An 18,228-nucleotide genomic window follows, 5' to 3' on the forward strand; every position below is an offset into this window, starting at 1 on the left:
CAGGTTGTGCCCTGGACTCTGACACTGTGATAAATAATGCATATAATAAGGCCGGTAAAGCCCCATCGTGATGTTTTTTCGTTTTTCACTCGTCTCAAAAGCCAAAGTCATGCACTTTTTCAAACGCGCGCGGATTCGCTATATCCTGCACCGCCATGCGATTGCGCATGATATGTGGCGGCAAGCCACCGAGGAAATCGCTGTTTTTCAGGGATTGAGTGCGGTCGAAAAAGCGCACTTGCGCGAACTGGCGACGCTGTTTTTGCATCAGAAAACCCTCGTCGGCGTCCAGGGACTCGACCTCACCGAGGCGATGCGCGTGGTCATCGCCGCGCTCGCCTGCCTGCCGATACTCGGGCTCGGTATTGACTGCCTGGAGGGCTGGAGCGAAGTGATCGTTTATCCGACCGCTTTTCGCGTCCGCCGAGACGAAACCGATGCCGCCGGCGTCGTGCATCATCAGGAACACGCGTTGTGCGGCGAATCCTGGTCGCGGGGCCCCCTGATCTTATCCTGGGACGAGATCGAACAGGATCTGCGGAAGGCTCCATCCGGACGCAACGTGGTCATCCATGAGATTGCCCACAAGCTCGACATGCTGAACGGACCGGCCGACGGCTATCCGCCGCTGCATCACGGCATGTCCGTTTCCGCCTGGTCAACGGCGCTCAGCTCGGCTTATCAGCAATTGGTCCGGCGGATCGATCATCATCACCGGCCTTGCATCGACCCTTATGCGGCGGAGAGCCCTGCCGAATTTTTCGCGGTGGTGAGCGAGTATTTTTTCTGCGCGCCCGACCTATTGCAGTCGCAATTTGCGGCCGTGTACGAGCAATTGTGCCGCTATTACCGGCAAAATCCGTTATTGCGGACAGCCCGTGATTTCACTTGATGTCCGCCAGATTGCCCTTGGTTTCCAGCCAGATTTTCCGGTCCGGCGCGCGTTTCTTGGCCAAGAGCAGATCGAACTGAGCGCCGGTGTCGTCATCGTCGGTCACCGTCATCTGTACCAGCCTGCGGGTATCCGGGTTCATCGTCGTTTCACGAAGCTGGCTCGGGTTCATTTCGCCGAGGCCCTTGAAGCGCTGCACATTGATCTGGCCTTTGATCTTCTCGGCTTTGATCCGGTCCAGCACGCCCTGGCGCTCGGCTTCGTCGAGCGCATAAAACACCCGCTTGCCGACGTCGATACGGTATAAGGGCGGCATCGCGACGAACACGTGACCTGCCCTGACCAAGGCGTTGAAATGCTGGAAAAACAGCGCGCTGATCAGGGTCGCGATATGGTTGCCGTCGGAATCCGCATCGGCCAGGATGCAGACCTTGCCGTAGCGTAAATTGGCCAGATCGTCCGAGCCCGGCTCGATGCCGAGCGCGACCGCGATGTCGTGCACTTCCTGCGACGCCATCACCTGATTCGAATCGACTTCCCAGGTATTCAAAATCTTGCCGCGCAACGGCATGATCGCCTGAAAATCGCGGTCGCGCGCCTGCTTGGCCGAGCCGCCGGCCGAATCGCCTTCGACCAGAAACAGCTCGGTGCGTTTGATGTCCTGCGCCGAACAATCGGCCAGCTTGCCGGGCAAGGCGGGGCCTGACGTGATTTTCTTGCGGACGATTTTCTTGTTCGCGCGCAGGCGTTTCTGGGCGCTGGTAATGATGATTTCGGCGATCTTCTCGCCTTCGGCCGGATGCTGATTCAGCCAGAGGCTGAAACTGTCTTTCGCGACGCCGGAGACGAAGGCGACGCATTCGCGCGAGCTGAGCCTTTCCTTCGTCTGCCCGGAAAACTGCGGGTCTTCGAGCTTGACCGAGAGCACGAAATGGCAGTTTTCCCAGACGTCCTCGGGCGCGACCTTTACTCCGCGCGGCAGGATATTGCGAATGTCGCAAAACTCGCGCATCGCCTCGGTCAAACCGGCGCGAAGACCGTTCACGTGCGTGCCGCCCTGCGCGGTAGGCACCAGATTCACGTAGCTTTCGGTCAGCACTTCGCCGGGGTTTTCGAGCGCCCAGATGATGCCCCATTCGACCGCTTCATGATTGGCCGCCATGCTGCCCATGAACGGCTGCTCGGGCAGGTATTCGATATCGCCGATCCGGTCGAGCAGATATTCCCTGAGGCCGTTCTGATAACACCAGACGATCTCTTCCTCCGGCTGTTCGACCTTCAGGCTGATCGTCAAGCCCGGACACAGCACCGCCTTCGCGCGCAGATTCTGCTTCAGCCGGGTCACCGAAATCTTGCTCGAATCGAAATATTTTTCGTTCGGCCGGAAGGTCACCGTCGTGCCGGTGTTGTTGCGGCCGACCGTGCCGACTTCGGCCAGATCGCTTTGTTTCTCGCCGTCGGCGAATGCCATCCGGTAAACCTTGCCGCCGCGTTTGACCTCGACTTCGAGATGCGCGGACAAGGCATTCACGACCGAGACGCCGACGCCGTGCAGACCGCCCGAAAATTGGTAATTCTTATTCGAAAACTTGCCGCCCGCGTGCAGTTGCGTCAGGATCACCTCGACGCCCGGCATGCCCTGCTCAGGGTGGATGTCGACCGGCATGCCACGGCCGTTGTCGCCGACCCTGACTGAACCGTCCTTGTACAGCACCACCTCGATCGTGTCCGCGTGGCCGGCCAGGGCTTCATCGACGCTGTTATCGACGACTTCCTGCACCAGATGATTCGGCCGCGTGGTATCGGTGTACATGCCGGGGCGCTTTCGCACCGGCTCCAGGCCGCTCAGGACTTCGATCGCGGCGGCGTTATATTCGTTACTCATGATGACTCAAATTCAAGATCCAGGATTATTCGCGTTATTGTAGGGTTCAGCTTTAGAAACAATCAAGGACGAACACTTTATAATCGGTTACGATCAATCTCGCGCTGACCGGCCGGCGCTAATTCCGGCATGGGCTTCTGGTCATTTTGCGCCGTTTCTGCGAGCAAGCGGTGGCGCGCGTAGCCCTGCGAAATGATCAATAACACGACCCGGCGGTTCTTGAAGCGGCCTTCCTCTACCCTGTTGTCCGCAATCGGATGAAACTCGCCGTAACCTATCGCCGACAGGCGCGGAGGATCGATGCCGTTATTGACGAACTCGCGCACCACGGTCGTGGCTCTGGACGATGACAACTCCCAATTGGACGGGAACTTGACCGTATCGATCGGCAAATTATCGGTATGGCCTTCGACATTGATCTGATTGGGCAAAGGTTTCAGGACTTCCGCGACTTTTTTGAGCACCGGCCGCGAGGCTAAGGCGAGCTCCGCCGAGCCGCTCAGAAACAGCAGTTCGCTGTTCATTTGCAACTCGATCCAGTAATTGCCTTTTTTGACGGTCACCAGATTTTCGCTAATCAAGCCTTCCAAGATTTGAGTCAATTGCTCGGACGTATGCTGCAACTGCCGGCTGTCCGCGGCCAAACTTTCTGCCGTATTGGCTGGATTTGCGGCATTGTCAGGGCCCGACAGCGCATTCTCCAATTGGCTGACCTGGCGTTTTTTTTCGATAAAGGCTTTTTCCAGCGACATCGAAAACGCTCGGTATTTGTTTTCGTTGACCGCGGAAATCGCATACATCACCACAAAAAAAGCGAACAGCAGGGTCACGAAATCCGCGTAGGAAATCAGCCAGCGGTCATGATTGACGGTTTCGCTCGGCATTCTTCTGCGCCGCCTTCTCATAAGCTGACGCTCTCCTTTTCATGCAGATAACCGCTCAATTTCAATTTGATATTGCGCGGATTTTCGCCCTGCGAAATGGCGATCAATCCTTCCGCTATCATTTCCCGGGCCTGCGAAGACGCGTACACATACGTTTTGACTTTATTCGCCATCGGCAAGAAAAACAGATTCGCCGAACCGACGCCATAGACCGTCGCCACGAATGCGGTCGCGATACCCGCGCCGAGCAATTGCGGATCGGACAGGTTTTCCATCACATGGATCAGCCCCATCACCGCCGCGAGCATGCCGACCGTCGGCGCATAACCGCCCATCGCTTCGAGCATTTTCGCGCCCTGCATATCCACGTCCTCCCGGTTGTTGATCTCCAACTCCAGAATATCGCGAATATCTTCCGGCTCATTGCCGTCAACCAATAATTGCAGGCCTTTTTTAATAAACAGGTCGGGCTCGCTATCGATCTTATCTTCAAGTCCCAGCAGGCCCTGTTTGCGCGCCAACTGGCTCCATTCGACGATCTTGTCGATCTCGACCGTCAAATCCTTTTTCTTCGGAAAAAACACCCATAATCCGAGCTTCAAACTGCGAACAAAAATTTGCGGCGGAAACTGTAACAACGTCGCGCCAATCGTGCCGCCGAACACGATAATAAAGGCAGGACCATTGACCAGGGAGTCGAGATTGGCGCCTTCCAGAAAGTTTCCGAACAGCAGCGCGCCGATGCCGATCAGTACGCCAATGACACTTAAGATATCCATCAAATTTGTTTTATCCGCTCAGTTTTGCAATTTATACCATCGTCAACGCGCGGCAAGCGCGTAACGCAGCTAAAGTATAGTCAAATTCGCTCGATGCAAAGTGGACTCGGGCGTCTAAAAACGCTATAACGCCTTGCCAATAAATGCCAATACCACCCAGCACAAAGGAGCCCTTACGCATGCAATACTGGCTGATGAAGTCTGAACCCGATACCTTCAGTATCGACGATCTCTGCCGAAGACCCGGCGGCACCGAACACTGGGACGGCGTGCGCAACTATCAGGCGCGCAACATGATGCGTGATCAAATGCGGCTCGGCGATCAGGTTTTCTTTTATCATTCGAATTGCGCCGAACCCGGCATCGTCGGCATCATGGAAGTGGCGAGGGAGGGCTACGCCGACTTCCTGGCATTCGATCCTAGCGATCCGCACTTCGATCCCCAAAGCTCTGCTGACAATCCGCGCTGGTTCATGGTCGATGTGAAGTATGTCAGGCACTTGCCGCGCACGATTACGCTGCGGGAATTGAAAGAAAAAGCAGAACTCGCCAACCTTGCCCTGGTCAGGCGCGGCAACCGGCTGTCGATCATGCCGGTCACGGAGGCGCAATGGGATTTCATTCTCTCGCTGGCATGAGCATCAATCGCCCGATTCCCGCCAGGCCATCATTTTTTCAAAAATCGGCTGAATAATGCCGATTTATGCGGTATCATCGCGCGGATTAATCCACCCTCACAAGAACAACAGGACATTTATGACTCAAGACGAATTAAAACAAAAAGTCGCTGCCGCCGCCCTGGAATACGTCAAGGACATCCCGCTGATCGGCGTCGGCACCGGTTCGACGGTCAATTATTTCATCGACATGCTGGCCGATTATAAAAACACGATCGTAGGCGCGGTTTCCAGCTCGGTCGGCACCACCGAACGCCTGAAAAAAGTCGGCATTCCTGTGCTCGACCTGAACGAAGTCGGCACGCTGGACATTTATATCGACGGCGCCGACGAAATCAATCCGCGCAAGCAATTGATCAAAGGCGGCGGCGGCGCGCTGACCCGTGAAAAAATCATCGCCGCGGCCAGCAAAAAATTTGTCTGCATCGCCGACGGCTCCAAATGCGTCGACGTGCTGGGCAAATTCCCGCTGCCTATCGAAGTGATCCCGATGGCCAGAAGCTACGTCGCGAGAGAAATGGTCAAGCTGGGCGGACAGCCGGTCTGGCGCGAAAACTTCGTGACCGACAACCACAATCATATCCTGGACGTGCATAACCTGGACATCCTGGACCCGATTGCACTCGAAAAGACCATCAACGACATTACCGGCGTGGTTTGCGTCGGTCTGTTCGCGATGCGCCCGGCCGACATCATCCTGGTCAGCCAAGGTCAAGAAATCAGCAGCTGGTAATTTTTATCGGCTCATGGGCCTTTGCCGATTGGCATGGGCTCCAATAAAAAAGCCGTACCTGAAAGTACGGCTTTTTCGATCGCCCGCTGCCTTTGAGCGCCCGAAGGCTAGCTCTCGGACTCCACACACAGCGGCGATGCGCCGGCCGCGCAATTGATGGCGCCTTGCGGAACCTGATCCGTATTGACAAAACGCAGTTTCAATCCTCCCGAACGCGAAGTGCCTCCTATCTTTGAGCCTGAGTCCCATGAGTAAACCATGCCGGAACTGGCACCGACGCTAATACCGCTCAGACTGCCCTTCTGATTATATTTCGGCATGAATTCAAGCGACCCTTCGTAGCCGATGAATGCATAATTCGCTGGAAAGCCATGGAATGCCTTGCCTTGTTGCACAAAATAAATTGATCCCCAATCCGAACCCAGACTTTGCCTGCTGTCATTAAGCTCCCAAAGCTCGCTGCTGTATTCCCCCCGCTCCCATTGTCCATTGCCATTCATACAATACGAAACCAGTTGATAGACATAGGAGCCTTCGCCGGCCCAAGTCAATTGGGCATAACAATTATTAATCCCGCTATCGATTTTAAGGTTTTTTAATTGCGCCCAGGGGCTTGGACCTGACGTATTGATGGCTTTAGGAATCGTCGTGGTAATGCGGCCGCTCAACCAGACGCCGTCCAAATGGCCGTCGTTCGTTGCATAAACCGGAGCACTAGCACCAACCGAGGCCATCAGGATCAATGAAATCAGCACTCTGTTCTTCATGTTCTTCCCCTCAAATATCGGCTTAACTCTATTACTAGATGAAACCCGTTAGGAGCCTCACCAAGATTGTTGAACTAGAGTCTAGTTTCGATACCTGATTGGATGCGGAACTGGTTCACAGATTAACGTGAAAGATAATGCTAACACATAGCCAACAGAGCCTTACCCTAACGTATATAGCCTCCTGCCTTGCTGGTTTTGACTTTCGCTCGCTCAAGATCAAGTATTCTGGATCACGATATTCGGAAATTTCGAGCTGAAATCCTTTGCCTTCAGCGCCAGCCTGGCCGCCATCTTGCGCGCGATCTCCCGGTAAATTCCGGCCGCACGTCCTTCAGGATCGGCGACGACGGTCGGACGGCCCGAATCGGCAAACTGGCGGATATGGATGTCCAACGGCAGCGCCCCCAGAAAATCGACATGATTGGTCTCTGCCATCAACGCCCCGCCGCCTTCGCCGAAAATCGCTTCCGCATGGCCGCACTCACTGCAAATATGTACGCTCATGTTTTCGACGATGCCCAAAACCGGCACATTCACCTTCTCGAACATGCCGAGGCCGCGCTGCGCGTCGATCAGCGCGATGTCCTGCGGCGTGGTCACGATGATCGCCCCGCTGACCGGAATCTGCTGCGCCAGGGTCAATTGAATGTCGCCGGTGCCCGGCGGCAGATCGACGATCAGATAATCCAGGTGGTCCCAGGCGGTATCCCTCAGCAACTGCTGCAAGGCATTCGTCGCCATCGGCCCGCGCCAGATCATCGCTTGGCCGGCATCCACCAGATAGCCGATCGACATCGTCTGGATGCCGAAGGAGATCTTCGGCTGCATCGTTTTATTGTCATGGCTGACCGGGTAGCCCGACAGCCCCAGCATGGTCGGAATGCTCGGGCCGTAGATGTCCGCATCGAGAATGCCGACGTTCGCGCCTTCGGCTGTTAGCGCCAAGGCCAGATTGACCGCGGTGGTCGATTTGCCGACGCCGCCCTTGCCGGAGGCGACCGCAATGATGTTTTTGACCTGGCTATGCGGCTTCAGGGTTTGTTGCACCGAATGCGCGATGATCTTGACGGTGACTTCGACAGTCACCCTGCCGACGCCGGGCAGCGTCTTCAACTGCTGCTCGACCGCCGCCTGCAGCTCCGTCACATAAGACTTGGCAGGATAGCCAAGCTCCAGCTTGACCGCGACATTGGAACCCTCGACCGTAATTGACTTGACCGACTTGGCGGCGACCAAATCGAGGCCGTGATTCGGGTCGATCACGTTTTTCAAGCAGTTTTCGACATCAATTTTTTCGATGCTAGCCATTGTTTGTTCCAGATAATGAATGGAGAGGCCGAGACAATTCGCAGGTAATAACCCATTAAATTACTCGGAATATAAACCATTTTACAACACTTCGGCGAGGCGTTTCCATATTCGAAAGATGCGCCTGATTTATGCGATAATACCAGACTTGTTTGTCTTCGTATTCACCAGTTATCACTCATGTCGGATAGAAAAATATTAGTCACCAGCGCCCTGCCCTACGCCAACGGCCCGATCCATCTCGGGCATCTGGTCGAGTACATTCAAACCGATATCTGGGTGCGCTTTCAGAAGCAGCGCAGCCAGCAATGCTATTACGTGTGCGCGGACGACACCCACGGCACCCCGATCATGCTGCGCGCGGACAAGGAAGGCATCACGCCGGAAGACTTGATCGCCAAGGTCGGCAAGGAGCATCTGGCCGACTTCACCGAATTCGGCGTCGCCTTCGACCATTACCACAGCACCCATTCCGAAGAAAACCGGACCTTGTCCGCGCAGATCTATGAGCGCCTGCGTGACGCCGGCCATATCAGCTCGCGCACGATCACCCAGGCCTACGACCCGGTCAAAAACATGTTCCTGCCGGACCGCTTCATCAAGGGCGACTGCCCCAAATGCGGCGCCAAGGATCAATACGGCGACAACTGCGAAGCCTGCGGCGCGACCTATTCCCCGACCGAACTGAAGAACGCGGTGTCGGCGATCTCCGGCGCCAAACCGATCGAAAAGGATTCGGTGCATTACTTCTTCAATCTGACCGATTTCGAGGGCATGCTGGGCGATTGGATCAATGACGGCGACCACCTGCAGCCGGAAGTCCGCAACAAGATGGCCGAATGGATCGAAGGCGGCCTGCAGCAATGGGACATTTCGCGCGACGCGCCGTATTTCGGCTTCGAGATTCCGGATGCGCCCGGCAAATATTTTTATGTCTGGCTCGACGCGCCGATCGGCTACATGGCCAGCTTCAAGTACCTGTGCGACAACCGGGGCCTGAACTTCGACGAATTCTGGGCCAAGGACAGCGATGCCGAGCTCTACCATTTCATCGGCAAGGACATCATCTATTTCCACGCGCTGTTCTGGCCGGCGATGCTGCACGGCGCCGAGCTGAGAACGCCGAGCGCGATCTTCGCGCACGGCTTCTTGACCGTCAACGGCGAGAAGATGTCCAAGTCGCGCGGCACCTTTATCACCGCGCGCACCTATCTGGATCATCTGAACCCCGAATACCTGCGCTATTATTTCGCGGCCAAGCTCAGCGCCGGCGTCGACGACATCGACCTGAATTTCGACGATTTCACCCAGCGCGTGAATTCCGACCTGGTCGGCAAGGTCGTGAACATCGCCAGCCGCTGCAGCGGCTTCATCGCCAAGCGCTTCGACGGCAAACTGGCCGCTCAGTGTTCGGAACCCGGCTTGTGGCAGGACTTCATCGACGCTAACGAAACGATTGCAAGCCATTACGAAACGCGCGAATTCGGCAAGGCGATGCGCGAAATCATGGCGCTGGCGGACAAGGCCAATCAGTATATCGACGAGAAAAAACCCTGGCTGATCGCGAAGGAAGAAGGCAAAGACGCCGAACTGCACGCGGTCTGCTCGATGGGCGTCAACCTGTTCCGCCTGCTCGCCGCTTATTTGCGCCCGGTGCTGCCCGCACTCGCAGCCAATGCCGAAGAGTTTTTGAACATCGGACCGCAATCCTGGCCGAATCTGGCAGGTCCCTTGCTCGACCATACGATCAATGCGTTCAAGCCGTTGATGACCCGCGTCGAGGCCGACAAAATCGCCGCGATCGTCGAAGCCTCGAAAGAAAATCTCGAAAAAACGCCAAGCCAGCCGAAAGCGAAGACCAGCGAGCCGATCGCGGCGACCATCGATTACGACGACTTCGCGAAGGTCGACCTGCGCATCGCCAAAATCGTCAAAGCCCAGCATGTCGACGGCGCCGAGAAATTGCTGCAACTAACCGTCGATATCGGCGACGAAACGCGCAACATCTTCGCCGGCATCAAATCGGCCTATGCGCCGGAAGACCTGGAAGGGAAACTGACCGTCGTGGTCGCGAACCTTGCGCCGCGCAAGATGCGCTTCGGCGTCTCGGAAGGGATGGTCCTGGCCGCGGGCCCGGGCGGCAAGGATTTATGGGTGTTGAACCCGGATGCGGGGGCTGAGGCGGGAATGCGGGTTAAATAGCCGAATACCGGCAGGGTAACAGTAAAAAAAGGGGCGTTAAAACGCCCCTTTTTTTCAGTTACTTTTAATCGCTATTCAGCCCGGCATTCACCTTCAAGGCTCAAGATAACTATCGAAGGGTTTCAAAGGCCCCTGCTCGACAGTACGGCCGCTGCGGCCGACCGCAGGAACCTGGAGAAAGCGGTCCTTGGCCAGATCAGGCCCCAATGGATTCACACCGTCTTCGTGACCCTGCGGAACCAGTAGTTCCGGATGATCGAAAGGCGCCCGTTCCCAGCGCACGCGTTCATCGGTCAAGGTCTTCAGAAAGGCGACCAGGTCCGCCTTTTCCTTCGCCGTAAACCCTTGCTGGAATACCAGCGTAGCGAAGTGATGCCGGTTGGTCCCATTCCCGCCCCGATCGTAAAATTCGACGACTTCTTCCAGCGACTTCATGCTGCCATTGTGCATGTAAGGCCCCGTCAGTTCGATGTTTCTGAGCGTCGGTATCTTGAAGGCGCCGTTCACGGCCATCGATAAGCGGCCCTGATCCGGTTTTTGCAGTTCAGCCTTGACGACAGCGGGCGACGGCGTCCTCGACAATTTTTTGTAGCCTTTGCAACGCCCGCCACCCCGTTTGTCGGCAATCAATTCATTGGACAAAAAATCGATTACGAACGGGTCGCCCAGCTCACAGGACAGAATTTTGACGGGATCGGCCATCTTCTTCTTGGGATCGGCCAAAGTCGCCAAATATTGCCCGGTAAAGGACAACGGATTGCCAAAGGGGTCGGTGCCGCCCAATCCTGGATCGTAGTCATTCGGAACGACGCTGGTATCCGCGAAACCGGTATCGACAAGCGTCCTGTCGACGCCGAAATTATCGCCTTGCTCGGTCAACACGGTTCTGTCCACCAGCGGATAATAGCTGAGTTTTTTGCCGGGGGGCGCATAAACCTCCGGATTGATCGCGGCCGAGAAGGTCGGCCCGGAATGGCAATTGGAACAATGCGCATCCTGAAATACGGCCAAACCGTTTTTTTGCTGAAGGGTGTATCCGACAGGAAATCCGTCCTCGCCCACTGCATCATCGAAGGGCGTCTGATCGGCTATCAAGGTATTTTCATAAAGCTGAATCGCCAGCCCGAAAAAAAAGGCAAAGTTGGCCTCCATGTGCGAATACGGGACACCCGAACCCGATGCGCCGAAGTCGCCTTTGCCCAACCAGAATTTTTTCGCAAAAGCCTTTTTGATCAAGTCGCCATAAGAGGTATTCAGCCCATTGCCGGAGACATCGCGCACGCTTCCCAGCACGCTGTCTTCCGGATGGACCTGCTGAGTTTCGAGAGGCCTGCGATCCAGTAATTTTCTACCCAGTTCGAGAAATGTCCGTCCCTGGCAAGACATCTCCATCATGTCCAACGGCGGCGCGACGGCCTGCGATGCCAGCGCGGCGTTTTTCAGCAACAACTGTTTTTTCTTCGCTTTGCCGCCGTTATTGGCGACCCATACCCCGGCATTCGGATCCCGGTTACCGAAAGCCGATGCGCCATTGAAAAGATTGTTAGCGCGGCCGTCCCAGAAATTCCGAAAGTTAAAGGCGGCATTGATCACAGTCGGCGCATTACGCTTGGTGGCCTGACGCGCATTGAAATCGACGATATGGTGTATATCGTCCGTTTGCGTCTCGCACAGATCGTGACCGTCGCCGGTTTCATTCACCTCATTAAACTGCCGGCGGAAGGCACCGGCCGAAGCCACGACATCATCCGTTGAAAAAAGTAACTTTGAGTATTTGTCCCAAGGATATTCAAAACGAAATAAAGGAAAATCGCTCGCTTTCAGTTCGTAATCGGGACCGCCGATTGCGAAAGTACTCGCGCTCGCCGCGTCGCTCGTGTGCAGAATGCCGCTCCCCAACTGATTTCGGGTTCTTCGGTCGGCGCCGGCATGGAAATGGCAACTGGCGCAGGCGACGCCGTCGCTACCCACCTGCGTGTCCCAAAACAGGGCCTTGCCTAACTGAACGGCCGCAGCCTGATCGACCACTACGGCGGTCTTGCCGTTGACCAGGCCGGGAGTCTCCGGGATTTTCACGCCTTTGAGCGTTTGGGCATTGATATTGCCATGCGCAAGCGCCCAGCTCGGCATGATAAGGGAGATGGCGGCCGCGCCGAGTTTGAACCGGCTTAAACGCCGGGCCGTGTGCTTTGTTTCGAGGTTATACATACATTTTTCCCGCAATCACGAAGCAGGCAGGACGACAACCACCCTGCCTGCATGACCTCAACGTTCGAAAATCTCCCTCATTCCGGGAAGCTGACCGTCACTTTCACGGGGTGGAAATCCGTCGTGCTGAGTCCTTCGTCCGGATGGACGCCGCCCACCACGAATTGATAAACGCCGTTGACTTCCGGGGTAAAGGTCAGACTGACCTTGCCTGGCGTTCCGTCCAATGCGCGATTCAGCATCGATTGATCAAACTCTTCGGGCAGCATATCGCCCATGCCGTCCCGGTCGAAAGCATTCGCGATGAAAGTCATTTGCAGCTTTCCAAGCTTTACCGGTTTTGCCGGATCGTCTGTCAGCTGAACGTTCGAAGCATAGATATCGTTGGACTGGTTATAGGAATGAGAATCCACATAATCTACGGGGACCCAGCCTTTCTTTTGCGGCCGGCTCCAAACGGTCAGCGCGGGGTGCAATCCCGCAACCGCTGTTTCCAGCGCAATGGTCACCGGCTTGCCTTTTTTGAGCTTCATCCAGCCCCAGGACGAGTGATGCGTCCAGCCGGTGAAGCCCATGGTCGGGTTGTACCAGGATTGCGCCTTGACTTGCAGTGTCTGTTCGGCATTGGCACTGGTAAATTCCGTATTTTTGGTTGCGATCGAAGTTGCCGCCTGCGCCGAAAAAGCCGACAGGGAGCCGGCCGTTGCCAAAATCAAGGCGCCAAACTTCAATTTATTGGTATATCCCATGTTGTCTCCAAAGTTTAAATAAGCACTGCCGCGCCTTTCGTCAGCGATCTTTACCGATCGTGACGGAAAGCGCGTACAAATGCCGAAGATAACCACAACGCCCAATTCGTGCGCCGTGTTGGGATTCATCACGCAAATATTATGCCATTATAATACTCTAATGTTTTCAACCACATAAATCTTATGGAATTTAAATCGTATGTCATTTGCCTCACTTGTCTGTGTCATATGACACACTCAGCGACGCGTTGATCTCAACGGCACACGGCAAGGTAAATGCAATGACTCTATGTTCGACGGCAAGCGGGCCGCTCAGGTGTATCAGGAGGAGGGCTTGGCATCAGCCAGGGCCAGGTAAAAACAATCTGGCCATTCACCGAAGAAGGAAAGGAAACTTTAACCGCAGCAAAGGCCGGGGAACATTGGCCGGCACATCGGTATACACCGAAAACGGGGAGTTAGTGGGCCAAGCCAGTGGATTTTTCAACGGACTGATCCTGCAATCGAATCTGACTGCCCTGAATAGCCCAGGATGAGAAGTTAACGATGGGCGGAGTTCCGCCCATCACGCGCTGAATTGAAAATGGCAAACGCGCCAGGCGTTTGTCCGCTAGCGCAAACTCTCGGTCACATGCGGCTCGATCAGCTTGTACAGGATCTGATGCATCTTCGGATTGCCGGCGATCACGTTGCCGTTTTCGAGGAAATTGTCGTTGAACGAAAAATCGGTCACGACGCCGCCGGCTTCCTTGATTAACAGAATCCCCGCCGCCATATCCCATTCCATGATGCCGATTTCCCAGAAACCGTCGAGGCGCCCGGCCGCGACATAGGCCAGATCGAGCGCGGCGGCGCCGGCGCGGCGGATACCGGCCGAATCGGTCGTGATCGCCTTGAACATGCCGACGTAGGCGTCCAGGTGTTTGTCGGTCTTGAACGGAAAACCGGTGCCGATCAGCGCGCCTTTCAACGTGCTTTGCTTGGTGACCCGAATCCTGCGGTTATTCAGCATCGCGCCGCCGCCACGCTTGGCGGTAAACAGTTCGTCGCGCAGCGGGTCGTACACCACGCCGACTTCGAGCTTGCCTTTGTGTTTCAACGCGATCGACACCGCAAACTGCGGAAAGCCGTGCAGAAAATTGGTGGTGCCGTCCAGAGGATCGATCACCCAGACGAAATCGTTACCCTGGTGCGCGCCGCTTTCCTCGGCCAGGATCGCGTGATCCGGGTAGGCCGCGCGGATAATGTTGATGATTTCGCGTTCCGCCTTGCGGTCGACTTCGCTGGCGTAATCGTTTTTACCTTTTTGATCGACTTGAAGATGACCGATGGCGTCGGTCGAGCGCAAAATCAGATCGCCCGCGCTCCTGGCGGCGCGGACGGCAATATTCAGCATCGGTTGCATAGGCGGAATTGAAAATGAGCGGATAAATCGTTATAGGATACCAAATCTTTTGATAAACTTGAGGCTTTTTTGAATCACGAGGCAGCGCGTTGCTTTCCCACATCCATATCGTTCTGGTCGGAACCACTCACCCCGGCAACATCGGCGCCGTTGCCCGGGCGATGAAAAACATGCAGATGACTAACCTCAGGCTGGTCGCGCCGAAAATATTCCCCAGCGCGGACGCGACTTCGCGCGCCTCCGGAGCCGACGACGTCCTGTCCAGGGCGATGGTCTGCGACACCCTGCGCGAGGCGGTCGCGGACTGCCAGGTCGTGATCGGCGCCAGCGCGCGTTCGCGGACGATCAGCTGGCCGGAACTGACGCCGCGGGAATGCGTCAGCGAAATCTTCACCCGCCATGAAGGCGAAAAGATCGCGATCGTGTTCGGCCGCGAACATTCGGGGCTGACCAATGAGGAACTCGACATGTGCCGCTACCTGCTGCACATACCCTGCAATCCGGCCTTCAGTTCGCTGAATCTGGCCGCGGCGGTGCAGGTGATCAGCTACGAACTGTTCGTCGCCGCCGGCAGCGTTCAACGCAAAGCGATCGGCGACCGCGGCGAATGCCCCTTGGCGACCGCGGAGCAGATGGAATCCTTTTATGACCATCTCCATCAAACGCTGATCGACATTGATTTTACCCAAACCGACAAGTCGCAATCGATCATGCGCCGATTACGCCGGATTTATAACCGAATCGAACTTGACACCAAGGAAGTCGATATTTTGCGCGGCATTCTGCGAATGTCGCAGGGCCATAAAAAAAGCCAGAAACAATCCTCTTAAGGACAGCACATGCACACTATCATCGCCAGAATCAAAGAAGACATCGCCTGCGTTTTTGAGCGCGACCCTGCCGCGCAGTCGATATGGGAAGTGATCACCGCCTATCCGGGCTTTCATGCGGTGCTGATTCACCGCCTCAGCCATCGCTGCTGGAAAGCCGGCTTCCGCTGGCTCGCGCGTTTCATCGCGCATATCGCCCGCTGGCTGACCGGCATCGAAATCCATCCTGGCGCCGAAATCGGCCGGCGCTTATTCATCGATCACGGCATGGGCGTGGTGATCGGCGAAACCGCGGTCATCGGCGACGATTGCACGCTCTATCACGGCGTCACGCTCGGCGGCACCTCATGGAAGAAAGGCAAGCGCCACCCTACCCTGCATAACGGCGTCGTGGTCGGCGCCGGCGCGAAAATTCTGGGGCCGATCGACATCGGCCAGGGCGCGCGGGTCGGCTCGAACTCGGTGGTGTTGAAACCGGTACCGGACGGCGCGACGGTGGTCGGCATTCCGGGCCATCTGATCGATCCGAACGGCAAAAAAACCAGGCCGGAACACGAGGCGATCGCCTACCGGATGGGCTTCGACCCCTACGGCGCGAAAGCCGACATGCCCGACCCGGTCGCCAATGCGATCAACCGGATGCTCGACCACATCCAGGCGATGGACCTGCAACTCGAAAATATGAAAAAAGCGCTCAGCGAGGCCGGCATTCAATACCCCGAACCGCCGCTGATTCCGAAGCTGGACGGCTGCGAAATCGAGGACAGCTATCAGAACGAGCAAAAACCGGAGTAACGCTGTTTCCGAAGCAGGAAGCCAAGCTTGCCGGCATTTTGCCGGACTCGCATGGGTCTGCGCGACTGTTTGATATTGAAGTTAAAAAACCCCAGGTTATAAAAGTTGACTATTTTGATAGGTTAAGATTAAAATCGAATGACACTAATCTTTGTAAGGGTAATGTTGTGCGTTTGACTACCAAAGGCCGCTATGCGGTCACCGCGATGCTGGACCTGGCGTTTCACAGCCAGAAGGCCCCTGTGACGCTGACCGACATTGCGACTCGACAAACCATTTCGCTGTCTTATCTCGAGCAATTGTTTGCGCGCCTGCGCCGCGCCGGCATGGTCAAGGGCGTGCGCGGTCCCGGCGGCGGCTATACCTTGGCCAACACAGCCAATTCGATCAACATTGCGGACATCATTATCGCGGTCGATGAACAGCTCGACGCGACCAAATGCGGCGGCGAAGGCAATTGCCAAAATCATAAAGCCTGCCTGACGCACGACTTGTGGATGGGGCTCAGCGAACAGATTCGCGACTACCTGAAAGGCATTACCCTGGCCGATCTGCTGGAAAAACACCAGATACAGGAAATCGCCCGGCGCCAGGAACAGGATGCCCAGCACGTGATCGAATTCCAGCTCCAAACAGGGATCAGCGCCTACCCTAAATGATCTACCTGGATCACAACGCGACCACCCCGATCGATCCTCGGGTACTGGAAGCGATGCTGCCCTACCTGAAAAGCTTTTACGGCAATGCGTCCGGCTTGTACCGTCTCGGCCGGCTATCCAGAAGCGCGATCGATACGGCGCGCCATCAAGTCGCCGAACTGGTCGGCGCCTCGGCAAGCCAGGTGATTTTCACCAGCGGCGGCACCGAAGCGAACAACCTGGCCCTAGCGAGCCTCGAACCGCAAGCCGGCCTTGCGGTATCCGCGATCGAGCATCCGTCGATTCTCGAGCCGGCCGAACGCTTGCGGCAGCAAGGCCATCCCTTGACGCTGATCGATGTCGATCAAAACGGCTTGATCCGTCAGGAAGCACTCGACGAGATCATCCGCGCAAAAAAAACGACGTCGGTTTCGATCATGCTCGCGAATAACGAAACCGGCGTGATTCAGGACATCGCACGTCTCACCGAGCAATTGCGAGCCCACGCTATTGCGCTGCATACCGATGCGGTGCAGGCCGCCGGCAAGATCCCGGTGGATTTCAACTCGCTCGGAGTGCAATGGATGTCGCTGTCCAGCCATAAGCTTTATGGCCCGAAGGGCGTCGGCGCCCTGATTTACGAGAAAGGCGCCAGGCTCTCGCCCTTGCTGCTCGGCGGCGGCCAGGAGCAAGGTTACCGGGCCGGAACCGAAAACGTCGCCGCGATCGTCGGCTTCGGCAAGGCGGCGGAACTGGCGAAGTCCGAGCTTGCCCAACGGAGCGCGCACCTTTCCCGTTTAAAAACCCAACTGGAAGACGGGCTGCGCTCGATTCCGGGCCTGTGCGTTTTTGCCGAAGCCGCGCCTCGCCTGCCGAATACGGTGCAGTTCGGGCTGCCGAACAGCGACGGCGAAATGCTGTTGATGAAGCTCGATCAACAGGGCGTGGCGGTCTCCAGCGGCTCCGCCTGCGCGAGCGCCGGCAAGGAACCGAGCCATGTGCTGACCGCGATGGGCGTCGCTCCGGCATTGGCCCAAAGCGCACTGCGGATCAGCCTCGGAACGGCCAATTCCGCGGACGAAATAACCCAATTTATCGAACAGTTAAAAATCCTGGTGTACCAGGAAGGATGAACAAATCATGTCAGTCACACTCACTGAAAGCGCCGCCCGGCAAATCAAGAAACAGCTCGAAAAACGCGGCAAGGGCATCGGCCTGAAACTCGGCATCAGAAAATCGGGCTGCTCCGGCTACGCTTATGCGCTCGACTATGCCGATCAGCTTCAGGACAACGAAACGGTCTTTGAGGAATACGGCGTCAAGTTGATCATCAAACAGGACGATTTGCCCTACATCGACGGCATGGAACTGGATTACCGCCGCGAAGGCATCAACGAAGCCTTTCAATTCAACAATCCGAATGTGAAGGCCACCTGCGGCTGCGGGGAAAGCTTTAGCGTATAAGACGCCCGG

The 18,228-nt window shown here is 56.2% G+C and carries 17 protein-coding genes; 9 read left to right on the plus strand and 8 right to left on the minus strand.

The annotated features are described in order from the left end of the window. Nucleotides 1-109: 109 nt before the first annotated feature. Entirely contained in the window at nucleotides 110-892 is a 783-nt protein-coding gene (locus tag METLA_RS0110590) for a M90 family metallopeptidase (protein ID WP_024298533.1), read from the plus strand. On the opposite strand, the gene parE is transcribed toward METLA_RS0110590, so the two are convergent. From parE to METLA_RS0110605, 3 genes are all read right to left on the minus strand, one after another. After that, nucleotides 885-2,777, minus strand: coding sequence for a DNA topoisomerase IV subunit B (gene parE, locus METLA_RS0110595; RefSeq protein ID WP_024298534.1), 1,893 nt, complete (start codon nucleotides 2,775-2,777; stop codon nucleotides 885-887). The genes METLA_RS0110590 and parE overlap by 8 nt on opposite strands. Before the next feature lie 77 nt (nucleotides 2,778-2,854). After that, the gene (gene motD, locus METLA_RS0110600; RefSeq protein WP_024298535.1) at nucleotides 2,855-3,682 is read right to left on the minus strand and encodes a flagellar motor protein MotD; all 828 of its coding nucleotides are present in this window, start codon (nucleotides 3,680-3,682) and stop codon (nucleotides 2,855-2,857) included. After that, nucleotides 3,679-4,440, minus strand: coding sequence for a flagellar motor protein (locus METLA_RS0110605; RefSeq protein ID WP_024298536.1), 762 nt, complete (start codon nucleotides 4,438-4,440; stop codon nucleotides 3,679-3,681). Before METLA_RS0110605 ends, motD begins: the two co-directional genes overlap by 4 nt. A 179-nt stretch (nucleotides 4,441-4,619) precedes the next feature. Between METLA_RS0110605 and METLA_RS0110610 the strand changes: the two genes are divergently transcribed. Both METLA_RS0110610 and rpiA read left to right on the plus strand, forming a co-directional pair. Continuing rightward, nucleotides 4,620-5,078 carry an EVE domain-containing protein gene (locus METLA_RS0110610; RefSeq protein ID WP_024298537.1) on the plus strand — a complete coding sequence of 153 codons (459 nt, stop codon included), beginning with the start codon at nucleotides 4,620-4,622 and terminating at the stop codon, nucleotides 5,076-5,078. 118 nt (nucleotides 5,079-5,196) lie between these two features. After that, nucleotides 5,197-5,850, plus strand: coding sequence for a ribose-5-phosphate isomerase RpiA (rpiA, locus tag METLA_RS0110615; RefSeq protein WP_024298538.1), 654 nt, complete (start codon nucleotides 5,197-5,199; stop codon nucleotides 5,848-5,850). 107 nt (nucleotides 5,851-5,957) lie between these two features. Here the strand turns inward: rpiA and METLA_RS0110620 are convergent, their stop codons facing one another. Both METLA_RS0110620 and apbC read right to left on the minus strand, forming a co-directional pair. Continuing rightward, a complete protein-coding gene (locus METLA_RS0110620; RefSeq protein ID WP_024298539.1) occupies nucleotides 5,958-6,617 on the minus strand; it encodes a hypothetical protein in 660 nt (219 codons plus the stop codon). A gap of 219 nt (nucleotides 6,618-6,836) precedes the next feature. Next, a complete protein-coding gene (gene apbC, locus METLA_RS0110625) occupies nucleotides 6,837-7,928 on the minus strand; it encodes an iron-sulfur cluster carrier protein ApbC (protein WP_024298540.1) in 1,092 nt (363 codons plus the stop codon). Between the two features lie 180 nt (nucleotides 7,929-8,108). On the opposite strand from apbC, the gene metG reads away from it, so the two are divergent. Beyond that, a complete protein-coding gene (metG, locus tag METLA_RS0110630; RefSeq protein ID WP_024298541.1) occupies nucleotides 8,109-10,130 on the plus strand; it encodes a methionine--tRNA ligase in 2,022 nt (673 codons plus the stop codon). 93 nt (nucleotides 10,131-10,223) lie between these two features. Here the strand turns inward: metG and METLA_RS0110635 are convergent, their stop codons facing one another. The 3 genes from METLA_RS0110635 to METLA_RS0110645 form a co-directional block, all read right to left on the minus strand. Then, nucleotides 10,224-12,338: a cytochrome-c peroxidase gene (locus tag METLA_RS0110635; protein ID WP_024298542.1), complete on the minus strand. Its 2,115-nt coding sequence runs from the start codon at nucleotides 12,336-12,338 to the stop codon at nucleotides 10,224-10,226. A 77-nt stretch (nucleotides 12,339-12,415) separates the two neighbouring features. After that, nucleotides 12,416-13,087 (minus strand): copper(I)-binding protein CorA, encoded by a 672-nt coding sequence (corA, locus tag METLA_RS0110640; protein ID WP_024298543.1) that lies wholly within the window; start codon nucleotides 13,085-13,087, stop codon nucleotides 12,416-12,418. Nucleotides 13,088-13,697: 610 nt separating this feature from the next. Beyond that, nucleotides 13,698-14,492, minus strand: coding sequence for an inositol monophosphatase family protein (locus METLA_RS0110645; protein ID WP_024298544.1), 795 nt, complete (start codon nucleotides 14,490-14,492; stop codon nucleotides 13,698-13,700). An 89-nt stretch (nucleotides 14,493-14,581) separates the two neighbouring features. Here METLA_RS0110645 and METLA_RS0110650 point away from each other — a divergent pair, with 89 nt between their 5' ends. The 5 genes from METLA_RS0110650 to METLA_RS0110670 all read left to right on the plus strand — a co-directional run bounded on the left by METLA_RS0110650 (nucleotide 14,582) and on the right by METLA_RS0110670 (nucleotide 18,219). Further along, nucleotides 14,582-15,322 (plus strand): RNA methyltransferase, encoded by a 741-nt coding sequence (locus METLA_RS0110650; protein WP_024298545.1) that lies wholly within the window; start codon nucleotides 14,582-14,584, stop codon nucleotides 15,320-15,322. A 9-nt stretch (nucleotides 15,323-15,331) separates the two neighbouring features. Then, nucleotides 15,332-16,117, plus strand: coding sequence for a serine O-acetyltransferase (gene cysE / locus METLA_RS0110655; RefSeq protein ID WP_029646594.1), 786 nt, complete (start codon nucleotides 15,332-15,334; stop codon nucleotides 16,115-16,117). A gap of 167 nt (nucleotides 16,118-16,284) precedes the next feature. Beyond that, a complete protein-coding gene (gene iscR / locus METLA_RS0110660) occupies nucleotides 16,285-16,776 on the plus strand; it encodes a Fe-S cluster assembly transcriptional regulator IscR (protein WP_024298547.1) in 492 nt (163 codons plus the stop codon). Further along, a complete protein-coding gene (locus METLA_RS0110665; protein ID WP_024298548.1) occupies nucleotides 16,773-17,888 on the plus strand; it encodes a cysteine desulfurase family protein in 1,116 nt (371 codons plus the stop codon). The genes iscR and METLA_RS0110665 overlap by 4 nt, the downstream gene beginning before the upstream one ends. A gap of 7 nt (nucleotides 17,889-17,895) precedes the next feature. Further along, on the plus strand, nucleotides 17,896-18,219 hold the full coding sequence (locus METLA_RS0110670; protein ID WP_024298549.1) for a HesB/IscA family protein: 324 nt from the start codon (nucleotides 17,896-17,898) through the stop codon (nucleotides 18,217-18,219). Nucleotides 18,220-18,228: the final 9 nt, after the last annotated feature.

Origin of the sequence: Methylomicrobium lacus LW14 (assembly GCF_000527095.1) — a bacterium.
GTDB classification, from domain to species: Bacteria; Pseudomonadota; Gammaproteobacteria; order Methylococcales; family Methylomonadaceae; genus Methylomicrobium; species Methylomicrobium lacus.